At 61.0% G+C, this 21,655-nt stretch carries 19 protein-coding genes and 1 pseudogene; 4 read left to right on the top strand and 16 right to left on the bottom strand.

What is annotated here, in order from left to right:
* Positions 1–5 precede the first annotated feature (5 nt).
* Both AC07Y2_RS22775 and nhaA read right to left on the bottom strand, forming a co-directional pair.
* Positions 6–379, bottom strand: a pseudogene (locus AC07Y2_RS22775) (S-type pyocin domain-containing protein); the annotation flags it as partial.
* A 599-nt stretch (positions 380–978) separates the two neighbouring features.
* The gene (gene nhaA, locus AC07Y2_RS22770; protein WP_103386896.1) at positions 979–2,163 is read right to left on the bottom strand and encodes a Na+/H+ antiporter NhaA; all 1,185 of its coding nucleotides are present in this window, start codon (positions 2,161–2,163) and stop codon (positions 979–981) included.
* Between the two features lie 246 nt (positions 2,164–2,409).
* Between nhaA and AC07Y2_RS22765 the strand changes: the two genes are divergently transcribed.
* Positions 2,410–3,504 (top strand): PLP-dependent cysteine synthase family protein, encoded by a 1,095-nt coding sequence (locus tag AC07Y2_RS22765; protein WP_039771378.1) that lies wholly within the window; start codon positions 2,410–2,412, stop codon positions 3,502–3,504.
* Positions 3,505–3,555: 51 nt separating this feature from the next.
* Here AC07Y2_RS22765 and AC07Y2_RS22760 read toward each other — a convergent pair whose 3' ends face one another.
* The 3 genes from AC07Y2_RS22760 to AC07Y2_RS22750 form a co-directional block, all read right to left on the bottom strand.
* Entirely contained in the window at positions 3,556–5,169 is a 1,614-nt protein-coding gene (locus AC07Y2_RS22760; RefSeq protein WP_085666820.1) for an NAD(P)/FAD-dependent oxidoreductase, read from the bottom strand.
* A 95-nt stretch (positions 5,170–5,264) separates the two neighbouring features.
* Positions 5,265–5,918 carry a COG3650 family protein gene (locus AC07Y2_RS22755; protein ID WP_039771383.1) on the bottom strand — a complete coding sequence of 218 codons (654 nt, stop codon included), beginning with the start codon at positions 5,916–5,918 and terminating at the stop codon, positions 5,265–5,267.
* 59 nt (positions 5,919–5,977) lie between these two features.
* Positions 5,978–6,577 (bottom strand): short chain dehydrogenase, encoded by a 600-nt coding sequence (locus tag AC07Y2_RS22750; protein ID WP_085666819.1) that lies wholly within the window; start codon positions 6,575–6,577, stop codon positions 5,978–5,980.
* A gap of 103 nt (positions 6,578–6,680) precedes the next feature.
* On the opposite strand from AC07Y2_RS22750, the gene AC07Y2_RS22745 reads away from it, so the two are divergent.
* On the top strand, positions 6,681–7,589 hold the full coding sequence (locus AC07Y2_RS22745; RefSeq protein ID WP_103386897.1) for a LysR family transcriptional regulator: 909 nt from the start codon (positions 6,681–6,683) through the stop codon (positions 7,587–7,589).
* Here AC07Y2_RS22745 and AC07Y2_RS22740 read toward each other — a convergent pair.
* The 9 genes from AC07Y2_RS22740 to AC07Y2_RS22700 form a co-directional block, all read right to left on the bottom strand.
* On the bottom strand, positions 7,538–8,053 hold the full coding sequence (locus AC07Y2_RS22740; protein ID WP_103386898.1) for a DoxX family protein: 516 nt from the start codon (positions 8,051–8,053) through the stop codon (positions 7,538–7,540). The genes AC07Y2_RS22745 and AC07Y2_RS22740 overlap by 52 nt on opposite strands.
* On the bottom strand, positions 8,050–8,808 hold the full coding sequence (locus AC07Y2_RS22735) for an HvfC/BufC N-terminal domain-containing protein (RefSeq protein WP_103386899.1): 759 nt from the start codon (positions 8,806–8,808) through the stop codon (positions 8,050–8,052). Before AC07Y2_RS22735 ends, AC07Y2_RS22740 begins: the two co-directional genes overlap by 4 nt.
* Entirely contained in the window at positions 8,805–9,692 is an 888-nt protein-coding gene (gene bufB, locus AC07Y2_RS22730; RefSeq protein ID WP_103386927.1) for an MNIO family bufferin maturase, read from the bottom strand. Before bufB ends, AC07Y2_RS22735 begins: the two co-directional genes overlap by 4 nt.
* A gap of 25 nt (positions 9,693–9,717) precedes the next feature.
* On the bottom strand, positions 9,718–10,023 hold the full coding sequence (locus tag AC07Y2_RS22725; protein ID WP_011332799.1) for a BufA1 family periplasmic bufferin-type metallophore: 306 nt from the start codon (positions 10,021–10,023) through the stop codon (positions 9,718–9,720).
* A gap of 157 nt (positions 10,024–10,180) precedes the next feature.
* Positions 10,181–10,882: an ABC transporter ATP-binding protein gene (locus tag AC07Y2_RS22720; protein ID WP_003222380.1), complete on the bottom strand. Its 702-nt coding sequence runs from the start codon at positions 10,880–10,882 to the stop codon at positions 10,181–10,183.
* Entirely contained in the window at positions 10,883–11,650 is a 768-nt protein-coding gene (gene livG / locus AC07Y2_RS22715) for a high-affinity branched-chain amino acid ABC transporter ATP-binding protein LivG (RefSeq protein ID WP_007959160.1), read from the bottom strand.
* Positions 11,647–12,903, bottom strand: coding sequence for a high-affinity branched-chain amino acid ABC transporter permease LivM (locus tag AC07Y2_RS22710; protein WP_039771392.1), 1,257 nt, complete (start codon positions 12,901–12,903; stop codon positions 11,647–11,649). The genes livG and AC07Y2_RS22710 overlap by 4 nt, the downstream gene beginning before the upstream one ends.
* Positions 12,900–13,823 carry a high-affinity branched-chain amino acid ABC transporter permease LivH gene (livH, locus tag AC07Y2_RS22705; protein WP_007959165.1) on the bottom strand — a complete coding sequence of 308 codons (924 nt, stop codon included), beginning with the start codon at positions 13,821–13,823 and terminating at the stop codon, positions 12,900–12,902. The genes AC07Y2_RS22710 and livH overlap by 4 nt, the downstream gene beginning before the upstream one ends.
* Before the next feature lie 231 nt (positions 13,824–14,054).
* Positions 14,055–15,182 (bottom strand): branched-chain amino acid ABC transporter substrate-binding protein, encoded by a 1,128-nt coding sequence (locus AC07Y2_RS22700; RefSeq protein WP_085612372.1) that lies wholly within the window; start codon positions 15,180–15,182, stop codon positions 14,055–14,057.
* A 352-nt stretch (positions 15,183–15,534) separates the two neighbouring features.
* On the opposite strand from AC07Y2_RS22700, the gene AC07Y2_RS22695 reads away from it, so the two are divergent.
* A complete protein-coding gene (locus AC07Y2_RS22695) occupies positions 15,535–15,840 on the top strand; it encodes a DUF2288 domain-containing protein (protein ID WP_103386900.1) in 306 nt (101 codons plus the stop codon).
* Positions 15,841–16,132: 292 nt separating this feature from the next.
* Here the strand turns inward: AC07Y2_RS22695 and AC07Y2_RS22690 are convergent, their stop codons facing one another.
* Positions 16,133–18,334 (bottom strand): hypothetical protein, encoded by a 2,202-nt coding sequence (locus AC07Y2_RS22690; RefSeq protein ID WP_039771398.1) that lies wholly within the window; start codon positions 18,332–18,334, stop codon positions 16,133–16,135.
* Between the two features lie 198 nt (positions 18,335–18,532).
* Here AC07Y2_RS22690 and AC07Y2_RS22685 point away from each other — a divergent pair, with 198 nt between their 5' ends.
* Positions 18,533–19,429, top strand: coding sequence for an NAD(P)-dependent oxidoreductase (locus AC07Y2_RS22685; RefSeq protein ID WP_166742331.1), 897 nt, complete (start codon positions 18,533–18,535; stop codon positions 19,427–19,429).
* Here the strand turns inward: AC07Y2_RS22685 and AC07Y2_RS22680 are convergent.
* Positions 19,320–21,602: a putative bifunctional diguanylate cyclase/phosphodiesterase gene (locus AC07Y2_RS22680; RefSeq protein WP_103386901.1), complete on the bottom strand. Its 2,283-nt coding sequence runs from the start codon at positions 21,600–21,602 to the stop codon at positions 19,320–19,322. The genes AC07Y2_RS22685 and AC07Y2_RS22680 overlap by 110 nt on opposite strands.
* Between the last annotated feature and the right edge of the window lie 53 nt (positions 21,603–21,655).

The raw sequence follows: 21,655 nt of genomic DNA, 5'->3' as shown, positions 1-21,655 counted from the left end.
CGATACTCCGGCGGATAAACCGGATTCACCAGAATCCCGTCCGCCGCTTCGTCGGCGGGTACACCCAGATATGCGGCGCCTGCGGAGCAGCCTCCAGTTCCGGAATACCAAGAATGTCGGAACCATCCACGGCAGGCGTCCAGACCAGCTCAACACCTTCACCAAGGTCTGCGACAAACCGGCTATCGCGTGCAGCGAACTGCACAACATCAACCATCTCCCAATCGCGATTCTTGCCGGTGTAGAAGCCGTAGCCCTTAAGGCTGCCATCGGCCTGCTGTTCAACGCGCAAGCGCACACGGGTTCGGGCCTGTTTGAGGGCGAGCAACTGGTCTTCGGTATAGAGCGCGCTGTCGCCCAGGTTCGAGGGCACGAACATCGCCACCAGCCCGAGCAACGGACTGATGACAGCGGCGGAGGCCATCGCGGGCAATGCCTTGAACGCCTCACCGGCAAGGGCAAAAGTGCCCAGCCCCGCAGGAATGGCGGTGCCGCTGATTTTCTTGAGCTCAACCCCGCCGCTGCGATCGGCTTCCCGGCCACCGAGCAAAATCAGCTCGCCGTAATCCTTCAGGCTGTCAGTCGGCACCATCCCCGAAGGATTCGAGTAATCGATGATCGCGTCCGGTAACTTGCAGGACTTGGCAAATACGCAGCCCGCGCGCACCGGCTCAGGCTTGTTCGCCGCCACCTCACGGCTACGCTCGAAGGCGTCCTGCCTCGCCAGCATGGCGTCGTACTTGTCTTGTCGTTCTTGCTGATCGGCTAGTTCGGTGGCCGTCATGTAGCGGTAGGTAACGTGATGCCCGTCGCCTGCCGGTGGGTTGGGAACCCGGGGAATGTCCTTTTGACCAGCCACTAATTGTCCTTTCGTTCATGCATCGGCAACCCCTCGCAAGGGGCTGCACGACGTTAACGAAGCAGGAAAATCGTGGCTGTAGGACGTATCTCTAAAGACGTGGGGATTGTTCGCTACGGCTATCGCAGCGCGCTGTTCTTTCTGCTCGCCGCCAATGTCACCGCATAACCGATCAATGCCGCAAACACCGAGCCGGTGAGAATGCCCATTCGGTCCATCCCGGCGTATTCACTGGCGCCCGGCACGAAGGCGAGGGAGCCGACAAACAGGCTCATGGTGAAACCGATCCCGCAGAGGATCGCCACGCCCAGCACCTGGCCCCAATTGGCGCCTTGGGGCAGGGCGGCGATGCCGGTCTTGACGGCGAGCCAGGTCAGGCCGAACACGCCGAGGGTCTTGCCCAGCAGCAGGCCGACGGCGATGCCCATCGGGACGTGGTGGGTGAAGCTTTCGGCGGTCACGCCGGTCAGCGACAGGCCGGCGTTGGCGAAGGCGAACAGCGGCAGAATGCCGTAGGCGACCCACGGGTGCAGCGCGTGTTCGAGGGCCAATAGCGGCGAAGGCTCGGCATTCTTGGTGCGCAGCGGGATGCAGAACGCCAGGGTCACGCCGGCCAGCGTCGCATGGACACCGCTCTTGAGCACGCAGACCCAGAGGATCAGACCGATGATCATGTACGGCCCGAGTTTGACCACGCCGAGCCGGTTCATCGCCACCAGCGCCGCGATGCAGGCGGCCGCCAGGCCCAGCGACAGGGTCGAGAGCTCACCGGAGTAGAAGATCGCAATGATCACGATGGCACCGAGGTCATCGATGATTGCCAGGGTCATCAGGAACAGCTTCAGCGACACCGGCACGCGCTTGCCGAGCAAGGCCAGTACGCCAAGGGCGAAGGCGATGTCGGTGGCGGTCGGAATCGCCCAGCCATCCAGGGCTGCGGGATTGTCACGGTTGAGAAACCAGTAGATCAGCGCCGGCACCAGCATGCCGCCGATAGCCGCCGCGCCGGGCAGGACGATCTGCGACGGTTTCGACAGCTGGCCGTCGAGGACTTCGCGCTTCACTTCCAGGCCGATCAGCAGGAAGAACAGCGCCATCAGACCGTCGTTGATCCACAGCAGCAAGGGTTTGGCGATCTTCAACGCGCCGATCTGCGCCACCACCGGGGTGTCGAGCAGGCCGTTGTACAACCACGACAGCGGCGAGTTGTTGATGATCAGAGCCAGGATGGCCGCGGCGATCAATAACAGACCGCTGGCAGCTTCCAACTGAAAGAAACGCGTGAAAGTGCTACGCAGAGGCAAGGTCGCTCTCCATCGATAAAGTCAAAAGGTGGCACACCCTAACCCGTACCGTTAGTTGTTAAAACAAAAGTTATATTCTTTTTTGTTATATATGGTTACAGGGCATCGGCCCCACTTGCAGGAGAGCCTAGCAGTTGCCCAAGGGATTGAAGTTCAGCTGTATCTGTCGGTGCCGTAGGTTTTTTCCTAAGCTTGGGGGCTGAGCCTGTGAAGGCACTTCTGCCCGATTCAACGAGAACGACAGCCATGAGCGACAACCGACAGTGGGCCCGCGAAGCCATCCGGATCATCGAAGCGGACTTCCAGCGCAGCGCCGACACCCACCTGATCCCCTTGCCGCTGCCGGGTTTTCCGGGCATCGAGTTGTATTTCAAGGACGAGTCCAGCCACCCGACCGGCAGCCTCAAGCATCGACTGGCCCGTTCGCTGTTTCTCTACGCCTTGTGTAACGGCTGGCTCAAGCCCGGCGCGCCGGTGATCGAGGCGTCCAGTGGTTCGACGGCGATTTCCGAAGCGTACTTCGCGCGGATGCTCGGCCTGCCGTTCATTGCGGTGATGCCGGCGACCACTTCCAAGGAAAAGATTGCGCAGATCGCCTTCTACGGTGGCCAGAGTCATCTGGTGGATGATCCGACCCAGATCTACGCCGAATCCGAACGCCTGGCCCGCGAACACGACGGTCACTTCATCGACCAGTTCACCTACGCCGAACGCGCCACTGACTGGCGGGCGAACAACAACATCGCCGAATCGATCTTCCAGCAAATGCGCTACGAACAGCATCCATGCCCGGCCTGGCTGATCTCCAGCCCCGGCACCGGCGGTACCACCGCGACCCTCGGGCGTTACGTGCGTTATCGCCAGCACTGCACCCGCGTGCTGTGCGCTGATGCCGAGCGTTCGGTGTTCTTCGATTTTTACCAGACTGGCGACGCGAGTTTGCGTCTGGACCACGGTTCGCGGATCGAAGGCATCGGCCGGCCTCGGGTGGAGGCGTCGTTCCTGCCCAAGGTGATCGACGCGATGGTCAAGGTGCCGGATGCGTTGTCGCTGGCGGCCATGCATTACCTGGCGCAGCGTCTGGGCCGGCATGTGGGCGGGTCGAGCGGCACCAACCTGATCGGCGCGCTGATGGCGGCGCAGCAGATGAAAGCGGCGGGGGAGTCAGGCTCGATCGTGGCGATCCTGTGCGATGGTGGCGAGCGCTATGCGGACACCTATTACGATCAGGCGTGGCTCAAGGCGCAGGGCTATGAGCTGGAGGGATTGATGGCGGCTGTAGCGGCGAGTGCCGAGAGGGGTGAGGCGCTGCCGACCTCGGTTCTGCGCGCCAATATTTGATACACCCGGAACCTGATGTGGGAGCAAGCCCGCTCCCACAATTTTCCGGTGTCAGGCCTCGAGACCGAGGATGTCACGCGCCACTGCTTCCGCAATCCGAATCCCGTCAACACCCGCCGACAGAATCCCGCCCGCATAACCCGCGCCTTCACCGGCCGGGAACAGCCCTTTGACGTTCATGCTCTGCAGCGCCTCGTTACGCGTGATGCGCAGCGGTGACGAGGTGCGGGTCTCGATTCCGGTCAGCACTGCATCGTGCAGCGAATAACCGCGTATCTGCTTCTCGAACGCTGGCAGTGCTTCGCGGATCGCTTCGATGGCGAAGTCCGGCAGGGCAAGGGCCAGATCGCCCAGGGCCACGCCCGGTTTGTACGACGGTTCGACTTCGCCCAGTTCGGTCGAAGGAATGTCGTTGATGAAGTCGCCGACCAGTTGCGCCGGTGCCTTGTAGTCACTGCCGCCGAGGATGAAGGCGTGGGACTCCAGACGTTCCTGCAACTCGATCCCGGCCAGCGGGCCGCCCGGATAATCGACTTCAGGAGTGATGCCGACGACGATGCCGGAGTTTGCGTTGCGCTCATTACGCGAGTACTGGCTCATGCCGTTGGTGACCACGCGGTTCGGCTCGGAGGTCGCCGCCACCACGGTGCCGCCCGGGCACATGCAGAAGCTGTAGACCGAACGGCCGTTCCTGGCGTGGTGCACCAGTTTGTAGTCGGCGGCGCCCAACTTGGGGTGACCGGCGTACTTGCCCAGACGCGCGCGGTCGATCAGCGATTGCGGGTGCTCGATCCGGAAACCCACCGAGAACGGCTTGGCTTCCATGAACACGCCACGGCTGTGGAGCATGCGGAAGGTGTCGCGGGCACTGTGGCCGAGGGCCAGGACCACGTGTTTCGAATGCAGGATTTCGCCGCTGGCCAGCTCGACGCCGACCAGTTGGCCGTCTTCGATCAGCACGTCGGTGACGCGTTCCTGGAAGCGCACTTCACCGCCGAGGGCGCGGATTTCTTCGCGCATGGTCTCGACCATGCCGGTCAGACGGAACGTACCGATGTGCGGTTTGCTGACGTAGAGGATTTCTTCCGGCGCACCGGCCTTGACGAACTCGTGCAGGACTTTACGGCCGAGGAATTTCGGATCCTTGATCTGGCTGTACAGCTTGCCGTCGGAGAACGTGCCCGCGCCGCCTTCGCCGAACTGCACGTTGGACTCGGGGTTGAGCACGCTTTTGCGCCACAGGCCCCAGGTGTCCTTGGTGCGCTGGCGCACTTCGGTGCCGCGTTCGAGGATGATCGGCTTGAAGCCCATCTGCGCCAGCAGCAGGCCGGCGAAGATCCCGCACGGACCGAAACCGACCACGATCGGGCGCTGGCTCAGGTCGCTCGGCGCCTGGCCGACGAATTTGTAGCTGACATCCGGCGCCACGTTGACGTTACGGTCGTCGGCGAACTTGCCCAACACTTTGGCCTCGTCGCGCACTTCGAGGTCGATGGTGTAGATGAAGCACAGTTCGGAGGACTTTTTGCGCGCATCGTAGCTGCGCTTGAACAAGGTGAAGTCGAGCAGGTCATCGCTGGCAATGCCCAGGCGTTGCACGATGGCAGCGCGCAGGTCTTCGTCGGGATGGTCGATCGGCAGCTTGAGTTCGGTGATTCGTAACATGACAGGATCCGGTTCGCGGGGCGCACAACTGCGCCAGGGCGTTTGAAGGCGGCGATTATAAGCCGCATCGGCCGGATCCCGTGAGGGTAAAACGATCAGTCGTTACGCGAACCGCCGAAATACCCGCAACCACGCTGCACCTTGCCGTCGATACGCAGCTCGGCGCTCATGTGCTGCACGCTGCCGGTGCTGCTGTCGACACAGCGCTGCGGCGCCACCCACAGTTCGATGCGCTGGTTGTTGGCTTCGCTGCTGAGGTTGAAGCGGCCATCGCCCAATTGTTCTTCGACGTAAGGCACGGCGAGCGGTGGCTGGCCTTCGCGGTCGATGACCAGGCCCTTGCCGCTGACCTTGACGTTCCATTCCGGGCCATGGCCGGCGGCGCGCAGGATCAGCTGTTTGAAGTTGGGATCATCGCAGGCAGTGCCGGAGCGTTCGACGCGATAAAGCTGGGTCAGGTCGAGGCGGTCGCCGGCGATCTTTCCGCGTACGTCGGCGAACAGCTTGCCCTGCTCATCGGCCAGCGTGGCGGCCTCTTGCAGGACGCTGGTGCCGCCGATGTCATTGACCACGTATTGGCGCTGCTCGCCGCAGGCCTGGAACACCAGTTTGCCGTCGGCAGCGGTCAGTTGCCCCTGCATCCGCGTCTGGCCGACGTGGGAGGCGCTTTCCCGCGCCCCATCGAACAACTGGCACGCGGCAAACAACGGGAGCAGGGCAACAACGATCAGGGAACGGGCAACACGCATCTTCGGCTCTCCAGACAAGTGCCGCCACGTTACGCAGGCTGACCGTTCATCACAAGGGTTTAGCCCACGTGAAATGTCTGACCTGTCTGCAAGCCTTCGACACTCTTGGCGTAGGCCAATGCCACATCCGCCGCAGGAACCGGCTTGTAGCCACGGAAGTACGGGGCGTAGCTGCCCATGGCTTCGACCAGCACGGTCGGGCTGATCGAGTTCACGCGCAGACCGCGTGGCAGCTCGATGGCGGCGGCGCGCACGAAGCTGTCCAGCGCGCCGTTGACCAGTGCAGCCGAGGCGCCGCTGCGGATCGGATCGTGGCTGAGCACGCCGGTGGTGAAGGTGAACGAGGCGCCGTCGTTGGCGAATTCGCGGCCGATCAGCAGCAGATTGACCTGGCCCATCAACTTGTCTTTCAGGCCGAGGGCGAAGCTGTCTTCGGTCATGTCACCCAACGGGGCGAAGGTTACGTTGCCGGCGGCGCAGACCAGCGCGTCGAACTTGCCGGTCTGTTCGAACAGCTTGCGGATCGATGCGCTGTCGCTGATATCCACCTGCAAATCGCCGCTGCTGCGACCGATACGAATGACTTCATGACGCTGCGACAGCTCTTTGTCCACGGCCGAACCGATGGTGCCGCCCGCGCCGATCAACAGAATTTTCATCGTGATTGCCTCAAGTGATTGAACGAGGTTTCAGTCTAGAGTGGTTTTTTCTGCGGATAAGCGCACTAATGGGCAACCTTTGGTTTTCAAATGGAAACAATCCATGAGCGAGATGGATGATCTGGCGGCGTTCGCGGTGTTGATCGAGGCGGGCAGCTTTACCCTGGCGGCGCAGCAACTGGGGTGCAGCAAGGGACAGTTGTCCAAGCGCATCAGTCAGCTGGAGGCGCGGTTTTCCGTGGTGTTGCTGCAACGCACCACGCGTCGGCTGAGCCTGACAGCGGCCGGCGCGGCGTTATTGCCACAGGCTCAGGCACTTGTAGTCCAGGTGGAGCGAGCCCGTCAGGCTTTGGCGCGATTGAAGGACGACATGGCCGGCCCGGTGCGTATGACGGTTCCGGTGTCGCTGGGGGAAACCTTCTTCGACGGTCTGCTGCTGGAGTTTTCCCGGAAATACCCCGAAGTGCAGATCGAACTGGAGCTGAGCAACAGCTACCGAGACCTGTCCCGCGAAGGTTTCGATCTGGCGATCCGCACCGAAGTGGCCAATGATGAGCGACTGGTGGCCAGGCCGTTGCTGGCCTGGCAGGAAATGACCTGCGCCAGCCCTGAATATCTGCAGCGCTTTGGCGAACCGCTGACGCCGCAAGCATTGGCCGAACACCGTTGCCTGCTCAACAGTCACTACAGCGGTCGCGAGGAATGGCTTTATCACCAGCAGCACGAACTGCTGCGGGTGCGGGTGTCGGGGCCGTTCGCCAGCAATCACTACAACCTGTTGAAGAAAGCCGCTCTGGCTGGCGCCGGCATTGCCCGCCTGCCTTCCTATCTGCTGCAGGCGGAATTGGCTGACGGCCGATTGCGCTGGTTCCTGCGAGATTTTCAGACTCGACGCATGCCGATGTACCTGGTGCACCCGTATCAGGGCGGATTACCGAAACGCACTCAGGTGCTGGCGGATTACCTGATCGGCTGGTTCAAACTCAGCGGCGAAGCGCTGGACCGGTTGTAGTGCCGGGCGATCAGGTGATCGATCGACACTTTTCCCGGCCCGGTGGCCATCAGGTACAGCAACACCGCCATCCAGGCGCCGTGGGTCGGGTAGGCATCGGGATACACGAACAGTTGAATGGTCAGGGTCATGCCCAGCAATGCCAACGCCGAAAAGCGCGTGGCGAAGCCAATCAGGATCAGGATCGGGAAAAAGTGTTCGGCGAACGCTGCCAGATGCGCGGCGATTTCCGGCGACAGCAGCGGCACGGGGTATTCGCTCTTGAACAGTGGAATCGTCGAGTCGGCCAGGCGCGGCCAGCCGAACTCGAAGGTGCCGTCGATCAGGTCGACGGCCAGCCCTTCGACCTTGGTCTGCCCGGATTTCCAGAACACCGCCGCGATGGAAAAACGCGCGATGAAAGCGATCAGACTGTGGGGGATTTTTTCCAGCAGCGCGATGGCGCGGACAATGAGGCTGTTCATGACGACACCTTTGGATGGAAATGAGTGATGACTTGGCGACTGATCAGCAGGGCGAGGGTCTGGCTGAGGTCGAAGGCCTCGGCGGATTCCAGTGCCCGGGTCAGTGACAGACCGGCCTTGAGCTGGCGAATGAACTGGCTGGCGCCGAGCTCCACGGCGAACACCTCGACCTCCAGTCCGTTGCGCAGGATCAGCGCGTGTTGGGCGTGATTGAGATCGATCCCGGCCAGGGTCGCGTCGTGCTGATGCGCGGCCCAGATGTCCACCACGGCGAAGTTTGAATCGAGCAGATACAGCGAAGGGTGCAGGCCAATGCGCAGTTCATTCAGCGCATCGGCATCTGCGAATACGGCAGCGATCCGCTCCTGACTCAGAGGCAACGCATCGGCCGCGTGATAGGCCAGCGTACGCAGGCGTTCCAGCCTTGCGACGTCGGCCAGATAGGGAACGCTCGAGGCTGGTTCGAAGCCTCTGAGGAAATCCTCCAGCTCACTGCCGTAGTCGCTCATCAACGGACTGTGGGGCGGACGGCTTTGCACGAAAATTCCGGCCATGGCCCGGAAGAATTCGTCCCCCACCAGCTGCATCACCACGGGATAACTGTCGGCCAGTGCATTGATCAACGAACCCTGCACGTTGTTGCGGTACACCGCGAAACGGCTGGCCGGATCGGCGCCGTTGGCACTGCACAAACCCTCGGGGCAGGGCAGGTCGATATCGAGCAACGCTGCGCTGAATGCGGCTTGAGTGTTCATGGCCGACCTCCCGCGCACAGCAACAGCTCATCGGCCTGATGCGCTTCGGCCAACAGCACCTTGAAGGCCGGCACCTGATTGTCCCGTTCGATCAGCGTCGCCACCGGGCCGGCACGTTCCAGCGCTTGCCGGTACAACGACCAGACCGCTTGATCGATCGGCGCACCGTGATCGTCGATGAGCAAGCGATCACCGAGGCTGTCGGAGTCTTCGGCAAACCCGGCCAGATGTATCTCGCCCACCGCGTGCAGCGGCAGTGCATCGAGGTAAGCCAGGGGATCGCGTTGATGGTTGATGCACGAGACGTAGACATTGTTCACGTCCAGCAACAGCCCGCAGCCAGTACGCCGGATGACTTCGCGGATGAAGTCCGCTTCGTCGATTGTCGAGCGCTCGAATGCCAGGTAGGTCGCCGGGTTTTCCAGCAGCATCGGACGTTTGAGGGTGCTTTGTACCTGATCGATGTGGTCGCAGACGCGGTTCAGCGTCGGCGTGTCGTAAGCCAGGGGCAGCAGGTCATTAAGGAACACCGGGCCATGGCTCGACCAGGCCAGGTGTTCGGAAAAGGAGTGGGGTTGATAGCGCTCGATCAGCGCGGCCAGGCGTTTGAGGTGCTGGACATCCAGCGGGCCTTCGGCACCGATGGACAGCCCGACCCCATGCAGCGACAGCGGATACGCCTCGCGGATCAAACCCAGAAAGTGGTGAAACGGTCCGCCGGCCACCATGTAGTTTTCGGCGTGGACTTCGAAGAAACCGATGTCCGGACGTGAGTCGAGCACTTCGCTGAAGTGCTCGCTCTTGAGCCCCAGCCCGGCACGGGACGGGAGCCCGGTGAGGGCTGCCCGAGTGCGGCGCAAGGCATGGTCGCAGGATGTGATCATGATCGACACTCGGGCGGCTCCCGGATCAGGACTTGGCTTTGAACGCTTCGAGCTGACCGAAACCGGTCGGCGAGGTTTTGCTTTCAGTGGTGGTGCAGGTGCCTTTCGGGACCAGTTTCCAGGCGTTGGCCTGATGATCCATTTTCGCGGTGCCGGCACAGGTGGTGCCCGCGCCTGCGGCGCAATCGTTCTTGCCTTTCATGGCCACGCCGAAGCATTTTTCCATGTTGTCGTCAGCGGCGTGGGCGGTGGAGACGGCAGCGATGCTCAGGGCGGAACCGAGGGCAAGAACCAGGGCGGTGGCGGACAGGGTGCGGGTGGTAGCAGTCATGATGTTTCTCCGGTTTGAACTTGGGTTTGAACAAGCGATTGCGCTTGCTTGCCCCACTAGAGAAACGACTCGGCGATGCGTTACAGCGATCGGTAAAAGTTTTTTGCCGGGCACAAAAAAAACGGCCCGAAGGCCGTTTTCTGTTTGAAACGATCGATCAACCGCCGAGGTACGCCTCGCGTACTTTCGGGTCGGTCAGCAGCGCTTCACCGGTGCCTTGCATCACCACCCGGCCGTTCTCCAGAACGTACGCACGGTCGGCGATTTTCAGCGCCTGGTTGGCGTTCTGCTCGACCAGGAACACCGTCACACCGTCCTTGCGCAGCTGTTCGATGATGTCGAAGATCTGCTGGATGATGATCGGTGCCAGGCCCAGCGACGGTTCGTCGAGCAGCAGCAGTTTCGGCTTGCTCATCAGCGCACGGCCGATGGCGAGCATTTGCTGTTCGCCGCCGGACATGGTGCCGCCGCGCTGGTTGAAGCGTTCTTTCAGGCGTGGGAAAAGTCCGAGAACCTTGTCCATCTGTTCCTGATAGTCGCCCTTGTCGGTGAAGAATCCGCCCATGGACAGGTTTTCTTCGACGGTCAGACGGGCAAACACCCGACGACCTTCCGGCACCACGGCGATGCTCTTGCGCATGATTTGCGACGAGTCCTGGCCGACCAGTTCCTCACCCATGTAGCGGATGCTGCCGCTGTGGGCCTGCGGCGAACCGCACAGCGTCATCAGCAGCGTGGACTTGCCGGCACCGTTGGCGCCGATCAGGGTCACGATCTCGCCCTGGCGGACTTCGACGTTGACGCTGTGCAGGGCCTGGATCTTGCCGTAGAAGGTGGAAACGTTTTCGAACTGCAGCATTTACGCTTCCCCCAGGTAGGCTTTGATCACTTCAGGATTGTCGCGGATCTGTTCCGGCGTGCCGTCGGCCAGGGGCGTGCCCTGGTTGATCACGACGATGTGGTCGGAAATGCTCATGACCAGTTTCATGTCGTGTTCGATCAGCAGCACGGTCACGTTGTGCTCTTCACGCAGCACGCTGATCAGCGCCTTGAGGTCTTCGGTTTCCTTCGGGTTCAGGCCGGCGGCCGGTTCGTCGAGCATGAGGATCCGCGGACGGGTCATCATGCAGCGGGCGATTTCCAGGCGACGCTGCTGACCGTAAGCCAGGGTGCCGGCAGGGCGGTTGGCGAACTCTTTGAGGTTGACCTTTTCCAGCCAGTATTCGGCGAATTCCATGGCCTCGCGCTCGCTCTTGCGAAACGCCGGGGTCTTGAACAGGCCGGACAGGAAGTTGGTGTTCAGGTGACGGTGCTGGGCGATCAACAGATTCTCGACCGCCGTCATGTCCTTGAACAGGCGCACGTTCTGGAAGGTGCGCACCACGCCCTTGAGGGCGATCTTGTGGCCCGGCAGGCCGTGGATCGGCTCGCCGTCCAGCAGGATGCTGCCGCCCGATGGCTGGTAGAAACCGGTCAGGCAGTTGAACACGGTGGTCTTGCCGGCGCCGTTCGGCCCGATCAGTGCCACCACCTGTTTTTCCTTCACGGTCAGGGCCACGCCGTTGACCGCCAGCAGGCCGCCGAAGCGCATGCTCAGATTTTCGACTTTCAGGATCTCGCGGCTCATTTGCGCAGCTCCATGTGAGGACGTTGCATGGGCAGCAGACCTTGAGGTCGCCAGATCATCATCAGCACCATCAGGGCGCCGAACATCAACATGCGGTACTCACTGAACTCACGCATCATTTCCGGCAGCAGGATCATCACCACGGCCGCGAGAATCACGCCCAACTGCGAGCCCATGCCACCCAGCACCACGATGGCGAGGATGATGGCGGACTCGATGAAGGTGAACGATTCCGGCGTCACCAGACCCTGACGGGCGGCGAAGAAGCTGCCGGCGAAACCGGCGAAGCTCGCGCCCAGGGTGAACGCCGAGAGCTTGATCACGGTCGGGTTGAGACCCAGCGCGCGGCAGGCGATTTCATCTTCACGCAGCGCTTCCCACGCACGGCCGATCGGCATGCGCAGCAGGCGGTTGATGATGAACAGCGCCGCCAGCGCCAGCAGCAGGGCAACCAGGTAGAGGAAGATCACCTTGTTGATCGAGTTGTATTGCAGGCCGAAATACTCGTGGAAGGTTTGCAGGCCTTCCGCAGCCTTGCGTTCGAAGGTCAGGCCGAAGAACGTCGGTTTCTCGATGTTGCTGATGCCGTTCGGGCCGCCGGTGATGTCGGTCAGGTTACGCAGGAACAGGCGGATGATTTCCCCGAAACCGAGGGTCACGATCGCCAGGTAGTCGCCGCGCAGACGCAACACCGGGAAGCCGAGCAGGAAGCCGAACGTCGCCGCCATCAGACCGGCAATCGGCAGGCAGATCCAGAAGCTCAGGCCGTAGTAGTGCGACAGCAGCGCGTAGCTGTAGGCGCCGACGGCGTAGAAACCGACGTAACCCAGGTCGAGCAGACCGGCCAGACCGACCACGATGTTCAGGCCCAGGCCGAGCATCACGTAGATCAGGATCAGCGTCGCGATGTCCACCGCGCCACGGGAGCCGAAGAACGGCCACACCAGCGCACCGATGATCAGCGCGATGATGAAGTAGCGCTGGGTGGAAGGCAGGGTCAGGAAGTTGCTGGCCTTGGCCGGGATCAGCGGCATGCCCGGCGAAGAACGCCACGCCTTGCTGATCTGCTGGTTGAACAGCACTCGCAGGAACATCAGCACCGAGCAGATGGCGATGGTCGCCAGAATGGCCGGGCTGGTGTTGTGCACTTCCAGGTTGATGCCGACGATGGTCAGTTTCAGACCCAGTACCGGATAGGCCACGGCCCAGACCAGCAAGGCGCTGAACAGCGCCTGTTTAAGATTCCTAGTCATACTTTCTCAACCTCCGGACGGCCCAGAATGCCGGTCGGACGGAACAACAGCACCAGAACCAACAAGCCGAAAGCCACGACGTCCTTGTACTGGTCACCGAAGATATCGGCGCCAAAGGCTTCCGCCACCCCGAGCACCAGCCCGCCGAGCATCGCGCCGGGGATGCTGCCGATCCCGCCCAATACCGCGGCGGTGAAGGCCTTGAGGCCGACGAGGAAACCGGCGTTCGGGTTGATCACGCCGTATTGCATGCTCAGCAGCACGGCCGCGACGGCCGCCAGCGCAGCACCGATGACGAAGGTCAGGGCGATGATGTTGTTGGTGTTGATGCCCAGCAGGTTGGCCATCTTGATGTCTTCGGCGCAGGCGCGGCAGGCGCGGCCCAGGCGAGAGCGGGAGATGAACAGCGTGAGGCCGAGCATGGCGATCAGCGTCACCACGAACACCACGATTTGCATGTAGGAAATCAGCACTTCATGTGCGCCACCCGGGCCGAAGGCGAAGTTGCCCGGAATCAGGTTGGGGATTGCTTTGTCCTTGGAGTCTTGCGCCAGCAGAACCGTGTTCTGCAGGAAGATCGACATACCGATCGCGGAAATCAGCGGGATCAGACGGTTGCTGCCGCGCAACGGGCGGTAGGCAATGCGTTCGATGCTGTAACCGTAGGAACTGGTGACGACGATGCTGGCGATGAACGCCACGGTCATCAACAGCGGGACGCTTTCGAGTCCCATCATGGTCAGCCCGGCGATGGCGATGAACGCCACGTAGGAACCGATCATGTACACCTCGCCGTGGGCGAAGTTGATCATTCCAATGATGCCGTAGACCATCGTGTAGCCGATGGCGATCAGGGCATACATGCTGCCAACGTTCAAGCCGTTAACCAGCTGTTGGAAGAAGTGATAGATGTCAGGCATTACAGCGCTCCTAAAAACCTGATACGCATTTCACTGGTGGAGTCATTTTCCCGCCCGGTCCCGTGGATCTTTATCCACTTCGAATCCGGGTTTTGCCAGCGAACCGCTGATGACGGTTTTGAGATTTTCAGGTGGGGAGACTGGCGGATCACGCCAGCGCGGCCCAATACATTCGTAAAACAAAGCCCACGGCACGCCGTGGGCTTTATTGGCAGTCAGTCAGGCAGCGCCTTACTGAGGCGACACTTCGGTTTTAGGTTTGCCGTTGTGCCACTCGTAAACCACGAATTTGAAGTCCTTCAGGTCGCCCTTGTCGTCGAAGCTCAGGTCGCCGGTAGGTGTCTTGAAGGTGCCTTTGTGGATGGCTTCAGCCACCTTGGCAGCATCTTCGGACTTGGCAGCCTTGATACCTTCGGCAATCACTTCAACGGCCGAGTAGGACGGGAACACGAACGGACCGCTCGGGTCTTCTTTCTTGGCCTTGAATGCATCGGCCAGGGCCACGTTGGCCGGATCCTGGTCGAAGGATTTCGGCAGGGTCACCAGCAGGCCTTCGGACGCGTCCTTGGCGATCTGGGTGATCGAGTCGTTACCCACGCCTTCCGGACCCATGAACCTGGCTTTCAGGCCTTTTTCCTGGGCTTGACGCAGGATCAGGCCCAGCTCCGGGTGGTAGCCGCCGTAGTAGACGAAGTCGACGTTGGCTTGCTTGAGCTTGGCGATGATCGCGGAGAAGTCCTTGTCGCCGGCGTTGACGCCTTCGAACACGGCAACCTTGGTGCCTTTCTTCTCGAGGGTGGATTTGACGGCGGTGGCGATGCCTTCACCGTACTGCTGCTTGTCGTGCAGCACGCCGACGATTTTCGGCTTCACGTGATCGGCAATGTAGTTACCGGCGGCAGGGCCCTGGGCGCTGTCCAGACCGATGGTGCGGAAGACCATTTTGTAACCACGGTTGGTGATGTCCGGGCTGGTGGCAGCCGGGGTGATCATGATCACGCCTTCGTCTTCGTAGATGTCCGAAGCAGGCTGGGTGGAGCTGGAGCACAGGTGACCGACCACGAACTTGACGCCGTCGTTGACGACCTTGTTCGCAACCGCTACCGCTTGTTTTGGATCGCAGGCGTCATCGTATTCAACGGCTTCGAGCTTCTTGCCGTCGACGCCGCCCTTGGCGTTGATCTGCTCGATGGCCATTTTCGCGCCACTGAACTGCATGTCGCCGTATTGGGCTACTGGACCGGTTTTAGGGCCGGCGATACCGATCTTGATGGTGTCAGCTGCGAACGAATGGCTGGCAACCCCGGCCAGAACCATAGCGGCAAACAGTTTGGAAATCTGCTTAGTAGCCTTAGTCATAGTGCTCCACTCTTACTGTTGTATTTTTTTAGAGTCCTGACGCCGTAGCAGCAGAACCGGGACAGATATCTGGGCGATACCCTCCGGAAAAGCCCCCGGCAACTGTACCGGTACAGTGTAGAGCGCCGGTTGTTGGCCTGGGAAGCTGGCGCCAGGGGGCAAAACCTGAGGGTGTCGCTTTAGTGAAAGAAAAAGACAGAATTGCGGCGGGACGTTCAGAGGGCTTATGCCCCAATCATCAGCATTCCTTGGCGTTCCTGCTCTTTTCGTTCGGTACGGCCTTTTGCAACCGGGTTTTTCTGCCGGACCACCGACGTTATCATTCGCGCCGATTTCTTTTCCGGACAGTCCCATGAATCAAGAACCTAGCACCCTCTATGCCAAGCTGCTTGGTGAAACCGCATCTATTACCTGGAAAGAGTTGGAGCGCTTCTACGCCCAGGGTGCCCTATTGTGGGTCGACGCCGGCCTGGATTTGATCGCGGTCGCTGAGGCCGTGGCGTCGGATCAGGGCGAGAAAGTCGCTGCCTGGCTGGCCGAAGACAAGGTCGCCAAGCTGTCTGAAACGCGGGCGCTGGATATCTTCGAGCGTGATCCCGAGATGTGGGCGGTGGTAGTCCGGCCGTGGATCCTGGTCCAGGAAAGGGCAGTGGTTTAATGGTTTGCACTTTGTTGGTGCGAGCTTTGATCGCGAAAAAGTGTGTAGCGGAGTAGCGTGATGGCCGATTGCCGTAGAGAAATGCCACAGGCGGGGGTGGCATAACGGTGACGTAAACGTAACGGGCACAGTTCAGTGAGCAGCCTGACGGCTGCTTAATTGTTTCGGGATGTTGGAAAAACTGAATAAACCGGGAATTTGAGCGCCTTATCGCGAGCAGGCTCGCTCCCACAGGAAATGCATTCCATTGTGGGAGCGAGCCTGCTCGCGATGGGGGCGCCTCGATCTGGTGTCAGACCGAGTAAGACTTGCCAGTATGGTTATTAAGGGAAATAACCTTGGTCTTGCCGATCCGGTGACGGTAGATCTCACGCAGGTACTTGATCGACTTCTTCACGCAATCGCGCGACAGGCGAATGTCATTGATCGAGACAAACTTCTCTTTGTCGTTGATCAGTTCGCGGTACTTCTTCTCATACATCGGCTTGATCGCGTACCAGTTGGTATCGAGGATCTTCGCCGGGTTCTCGAATTCGTTGAGCAGGTCGTCGATGCGGTCCTCATCGAACTCTTCCTGAATGATGAAATCGAGGATCGAATTGTCCAAGGTCTCGTCGAATCGGTACGGGGTCTTGGCGAAGCAACGCTTGATGAACGCCACGATCAGCGTCAGGAAGTCGTCCGACAGGCACGGACTCTTGGCGATCAGGGTGGTCAGCGACAAGTTGGCGGACGCACCGATCACCAGCGCATAACGCTTGAGCGTGGTGTTGGGGAACAGGCTGTTGAGGTGAGTCTTCAACCGGTTCAGGTCCATGTACGACAGCTTGTAGTCTTTCGGCAGCGAAACGATCGAGACCACCGACGAGCAGTTCTTGAAGAAGTGCAGGTCGTGCAGCGCAGCCGCGTCGTAGCCGGAGTTCTTGTATTGCTCAAGCGAGGCGCGATAACGCTTGGACTCGATCGGCAGCAGGCTGATGCCTTCGATGGCCTGGGTCACTTTATTGAAGTGCGGCAGGTCGATCGAGCGGAAAAACAGGTCGTCGATGTTCAGGCGCTGCGGCTCTTTGTCGAACACCTTGAACTTGTCGCTGCTCGGCGGCGGGGTTTCCGGCACCACGGATTCGGCGTAGGCAATCGCCACCGGGCCGGCCAGACTCATGAACAGATCGTTGGCGTCCAGGCGAATGGTCTCGCCGATGTCGATGCCGGCGCGACGGAAATAGTTCTGGTCGTAGTCAGTCGTGACCGCCTGGGCCGTCAGAATGTTGAAGATCTGCTGCGAGATGTATTGGTTGGCGTGCTTCTCCATCGCATTGACATCAATGTTCTGGATGTTGCCGTCATCGCTCTCTTCGGCGTAACGCATGATGTCGTTGGAAATCAGCATCATCGCGTTCCATGGGCGGATACGGCCCATGACGCTGGCTTCGCTGCTGTCTTCGTTAGCGAAGTTGTACGAGAAATCCCATTCTTCCGAGAGGTATTTGCACAGCAGGCGGCCGGCGTTGATGTGCAGCGCCTCGGACATTTCGCTGCGGTGGTCGGAAATGTTCGGCAGCACGCAGATGCCGCTGGTGAAGATCGGTTCGAACACGAAGGAATGACCGCTCTTGCCGTCATGCTCGTCCATCGGCTTGGTGTCGAACGTCTTGTTCATGTACGAGTGCTGCTGGGCCAGGCCGAATTCCGAGGCCATGCCCGAACCGGTACCACCGCCGGCACTGAAGATCGAGAAATACAGGCGCGACTGGTTGGCCTTGATGCCGCAGCTGTCGATCAGGTACGAGTGGATCATTTTCCAGTCGGGGCTGGAGAAACGCTGGGTGTCCTTGTTGAGGATGATCTTCGCCAGGTACTGGCCGAGGATCGGCGCGTTACCGGCGCCACCGGCGTGGACTTCGGACAAGTCCATGATCTTCATCTTGCTGTAGTCGCGCAGGAAGCCGCTTTTTTCGCCCTTGCGCGAGAAACGGATACGCCCGGCAATGTCCTTGTCGAGGTCGCCGAGCATCACCAGCGGCTCCACCAGGAACACCGGTTTGGTCGACTTGTTCGGGCCGATCCGCAGGTTCTGCTTGATCCACTGGGCCGGGCTGTAGCCTTTGTCGGAGGCCAGGCGACGGTCAGCCGCGCGATCTTCGCTGTTGAATTCGTTGAGGTAGAACTTGCGCGCGTTGTACACCAGCTCCGCCACGTCGAGGGCGATGTTGGAGCCGCAGCGACCGAGGCCGATCAGGCACACCGACGGGAATTCCTGATCGTTGTGCTGTTCGTTGTCGCCTTCCAGGTGCGGCGGGCGCGGGAACACCAGGTCACGCAGGCCATCGAGGTTGTCGAGGATGCGGTCGGTGTTGGTTTCGGTGAAGTACAGGTATTGCTGGGTGCCCAGCGGGCGCGAGGGGGGCAATGGCTTCATCGGGGCAGGGCTGTTCGCCGCAGGGCTCAGAGTCAGATCGGATACCGCAGTGGCCGGATTGTTTTTAGAAGTCATTGAGCGCCATCTACCTGGACTGGTTGGTTCAACGACCGCTGTCGTCGAACCTCACGGAATGGGAATCTCGCGTCTTTTTCTTGCGCGTGTTTGGCCCGTGCGTCAGGGGGTATGACCTGAGTGCCGCGCGGGGGAATCCTTTCCTGATTGATGATGGATCGGCCATTATTCGGCGATCTTTAATCAAAAGGAGGCTAAATGATGTCAACGCGACCTTCGTTGGGTTTTGCCGGAATCGGCCTGATGGGCCTGCCGATGTGCCGCCGTCTGCTGGCCGCCGGTTACCCGCTGACGGTGTGGAACCGCAACCCGGCCAAGTGCGCGCCGCTGGTCGAGGCCGGCGCCCGGCAGGTGGCGACGCCCGCTGAGCTCTGTGAGCAGGCTGACGTGGTGATGCTGTGCCTGGCCGACACGGCGGTGGTGCGCGAAGTGGTGTTCGGTCCGGCCGGCGTGGCTGAGGGGGCGAAACCCGGTCAGTTGCTGGTGGATTTTTCCAGCCTTGAACCGACGGCCACCCGTGAAATGGCCGCCGAACTGGCCGACAAGGCAGGCATGGCCTGGCTCGATTCGCCGGTGTCCGGCGGGGTGGTCGGGGCCGAGGCCGGCAGCCTGGCGATCATGGTGGGCGGTGATGCAGCGGATCTTGATCGCGTACGACCGGTATTGCTCGAACTCGGGCAGCGCGTCACGCACATGGGTGGCGTCGGCGCCGGTCAGGTGACCAAGGCCTGCAATCAGATGATCGTCGCCTGCAACGCTTTGGTGATCGCCGAAGTGGTGGCGCTGGCCGAGCAGGCCGGGGTCGATGCCAGCCTGATTGCCGAAGCGCTGGCCGGTGGTTTTGCCGATTCGAAACCGTTGCAGATCCTCGCCCCGCAAATGGCCGAAAGCCGTTTCGAACCGGTGAAGTGGCACGTGCGCACGCTGCTCAAGGATCTGGATACCGCGGTGAAATTTTCCCGGGAAACCGGCTCGGCCACACCGATCAGCGGATTGGCCGCACAACTGATGCGCCTGCATGGGGCACAAGGTTTTTTGCAGAAGGATCCAGCGACACTGGTGCAAATGTACCGCGCGCCAGACTCAGCGGATTGAGCACGTGCGCGTGTTTGCGCTGGTTGATTTCCTCCAGCACCGGGCGCAGTTCGGCCAGTGGCACCGGGCGGCTGAGCAGGTAGCCCTGAATGAAGTCGCAGCCCGAGCGCTCGAGGAATTCGTACTGCTCCAGGCTTTCGACGCCTTCGGTGACCACCTGCAAATGCAGGGTGTGCGCCATGACGATGATCGCCTGGACGATTTCCATGTCGGCGGTGGCCTTGGGAATGTCGAGGATGAACGAGCGGTCGACCTTCAGGGTGTTGAGCGGCAGGCGCTTGAGATAGGCCAGCGACGAATAGCCGGTGCCGAAGTCGTCGATCGACAATGACACGCCGAGGGCGCGGATCTGCCGCAGCAGCACCAGGGTGTTGGCGATGTTGCCCATCAAGGCGTTTTCGGTGACCTCCAGTTCCAGCCGTTCCGGGGCGACCCCGGCGCTGCGCAAGGCGTGCTCGATTTCATTGGCCAGTTCTTCCCGGGCCAGATTCAGCGGTGAGCAGTTCCAGGCGATCTTCAGCTCTTCACAGCCATGGCGCGACAGCTCGCCGAGATCTTCACAGGCTTTGCGCAGGACCCAGTTGTCGAGCTCGGCAATCAGGCCGTTGTTTTCGGCGATGGCAATGAAGCGATCCGGGGTGAGCAGGCCGTGTACCGGATGCTGCCAGCGGATCAGCGCTTCGAGCTTGGTGACCTTGCCGGTCTTGAGTTCGAAGATCGGCTGGTAATACAGCAACAGACCGTTCTCCTGACGCAGCGCGTGGCGCAGTTCTTCCTCCAGTTGCAGTTCAAGGCTGGCGCGGTTTTTCAGGTTGGAATCGAAAAAGTGCACGCCGTTGCGCCCGGCGCCTTTGGATTGGTACAGCGCCAGATCCGCATGCTTGAGCAGTTCATCGCAGGTCGAGCCGTCCTCGGGAAACAGGCTGATGCCGATGCTGGTGGTCATCACCATGCGTCGTCCGGCCAGTTCGATCGGTTCTTTCATCTTGAGCATGATGCGCTGGGCCAGATTGCGCGCTTCTTCGCGGTCGCGCAGGCCGATGAGGATGCAGAACTCGTCGCCGCCGAATCGCGCCACCACGTCTTCATGGCTGCGCACCGAGCCCTTGATGTGCTGGGCGATGACCTTGAGCAGTTCGTCGCCGGCGTCATGGCCGAGGCTGTCGTTGATGCGTTTGAAGTGGTCGATGTCGAGAAACATCACCGCCAGCATCCCGCCTTCGCTGGTTTTCTGGCTGAGTTTTTCAGCGAAGATCTGATTGAAGCCGCGCCGGTTGATCAGGTTGGTCAGGGCGTCGTAGTTGGCCACGTGCTGCAGCGACATGCGCGCCTGATCGAGCTGGCTGAGCAGAGCGTTGACCCGGCGCAGATCGTGTTCCTTGTTCTGCAGCTTCTTGTCGGCCAGCGCGGCGCTGATCGCGCTGCCCAGGATCAGCAACGTGATCAGGGCGACGGTGAGGCCCAACTGCAAGTGACTGGATTGCGACGCCAGGGTCGGCAATTGCCCCTCGGGCAGCACCAGTTGCAGCGCCGCCATGCCGGTGAAATGCATGCTGAGGATGCCGGCGCCGAGAATCAGCGCGGCCAGGTATTTGAGCATCTGGATGTGCAGGCCACTGCCTTCGCGCAAGTTGCCGGCGACCCACAACGCCGCGAAGCTGGCGCCGATGGCGATCACGATCGACGACAGGAACAGGGTGGGCTCGTAGTAGGCCGTGGCGGCGGATTCGATGGCGGCCATGCCGACGTAATGCATGCCGGCGATGCCGAGGCCGATGACGATGGCGGTCTTGAGGTATTGCAGCAGGTTCGGTTGGGGCGTGCTCAGGGTGTGCATCGCCAGCCAGGACGCCAGTAACGCGATCACCAGGGAAAACAGGGTCACGGGCAGGTCGTATTGGATGTCGATCGGCGCCTGGAACGCCAGCATGCTGATGAAGTGCATCGCCCAGATGCCGCCGGCCAGGCAGGTTGCGCCGATCCAGCGCCACAGGCGTTGCGAACCGGGCTCTTCAGCGTGGGCGACCCGTTCGGCCATGTCGAGGGTGGCAAAACTCGCGGCGCAGGCAACCAGATAGGCCACCAGCACCAACAGGGGATTGTGTGTGCAATTGAGGATGACCTGCCCGCTCTCCGGCTGCTCGGCAACAAATTGCAAACCAAGCCACTCCATAGCATGCCCCGTCTCTGAATACGTCCTTACTGCGTCATCAACGCAGGCGAATG

This window comes from Pseudomonas sp. GW456-12-1-14-TSB6 (assembly GCF_059424205.1).
The sequence above is the reverse complement of the archived record's forward strand: the minus strand, read 5'-3'. Positions and strand labels throughout refer to the sequence as shown.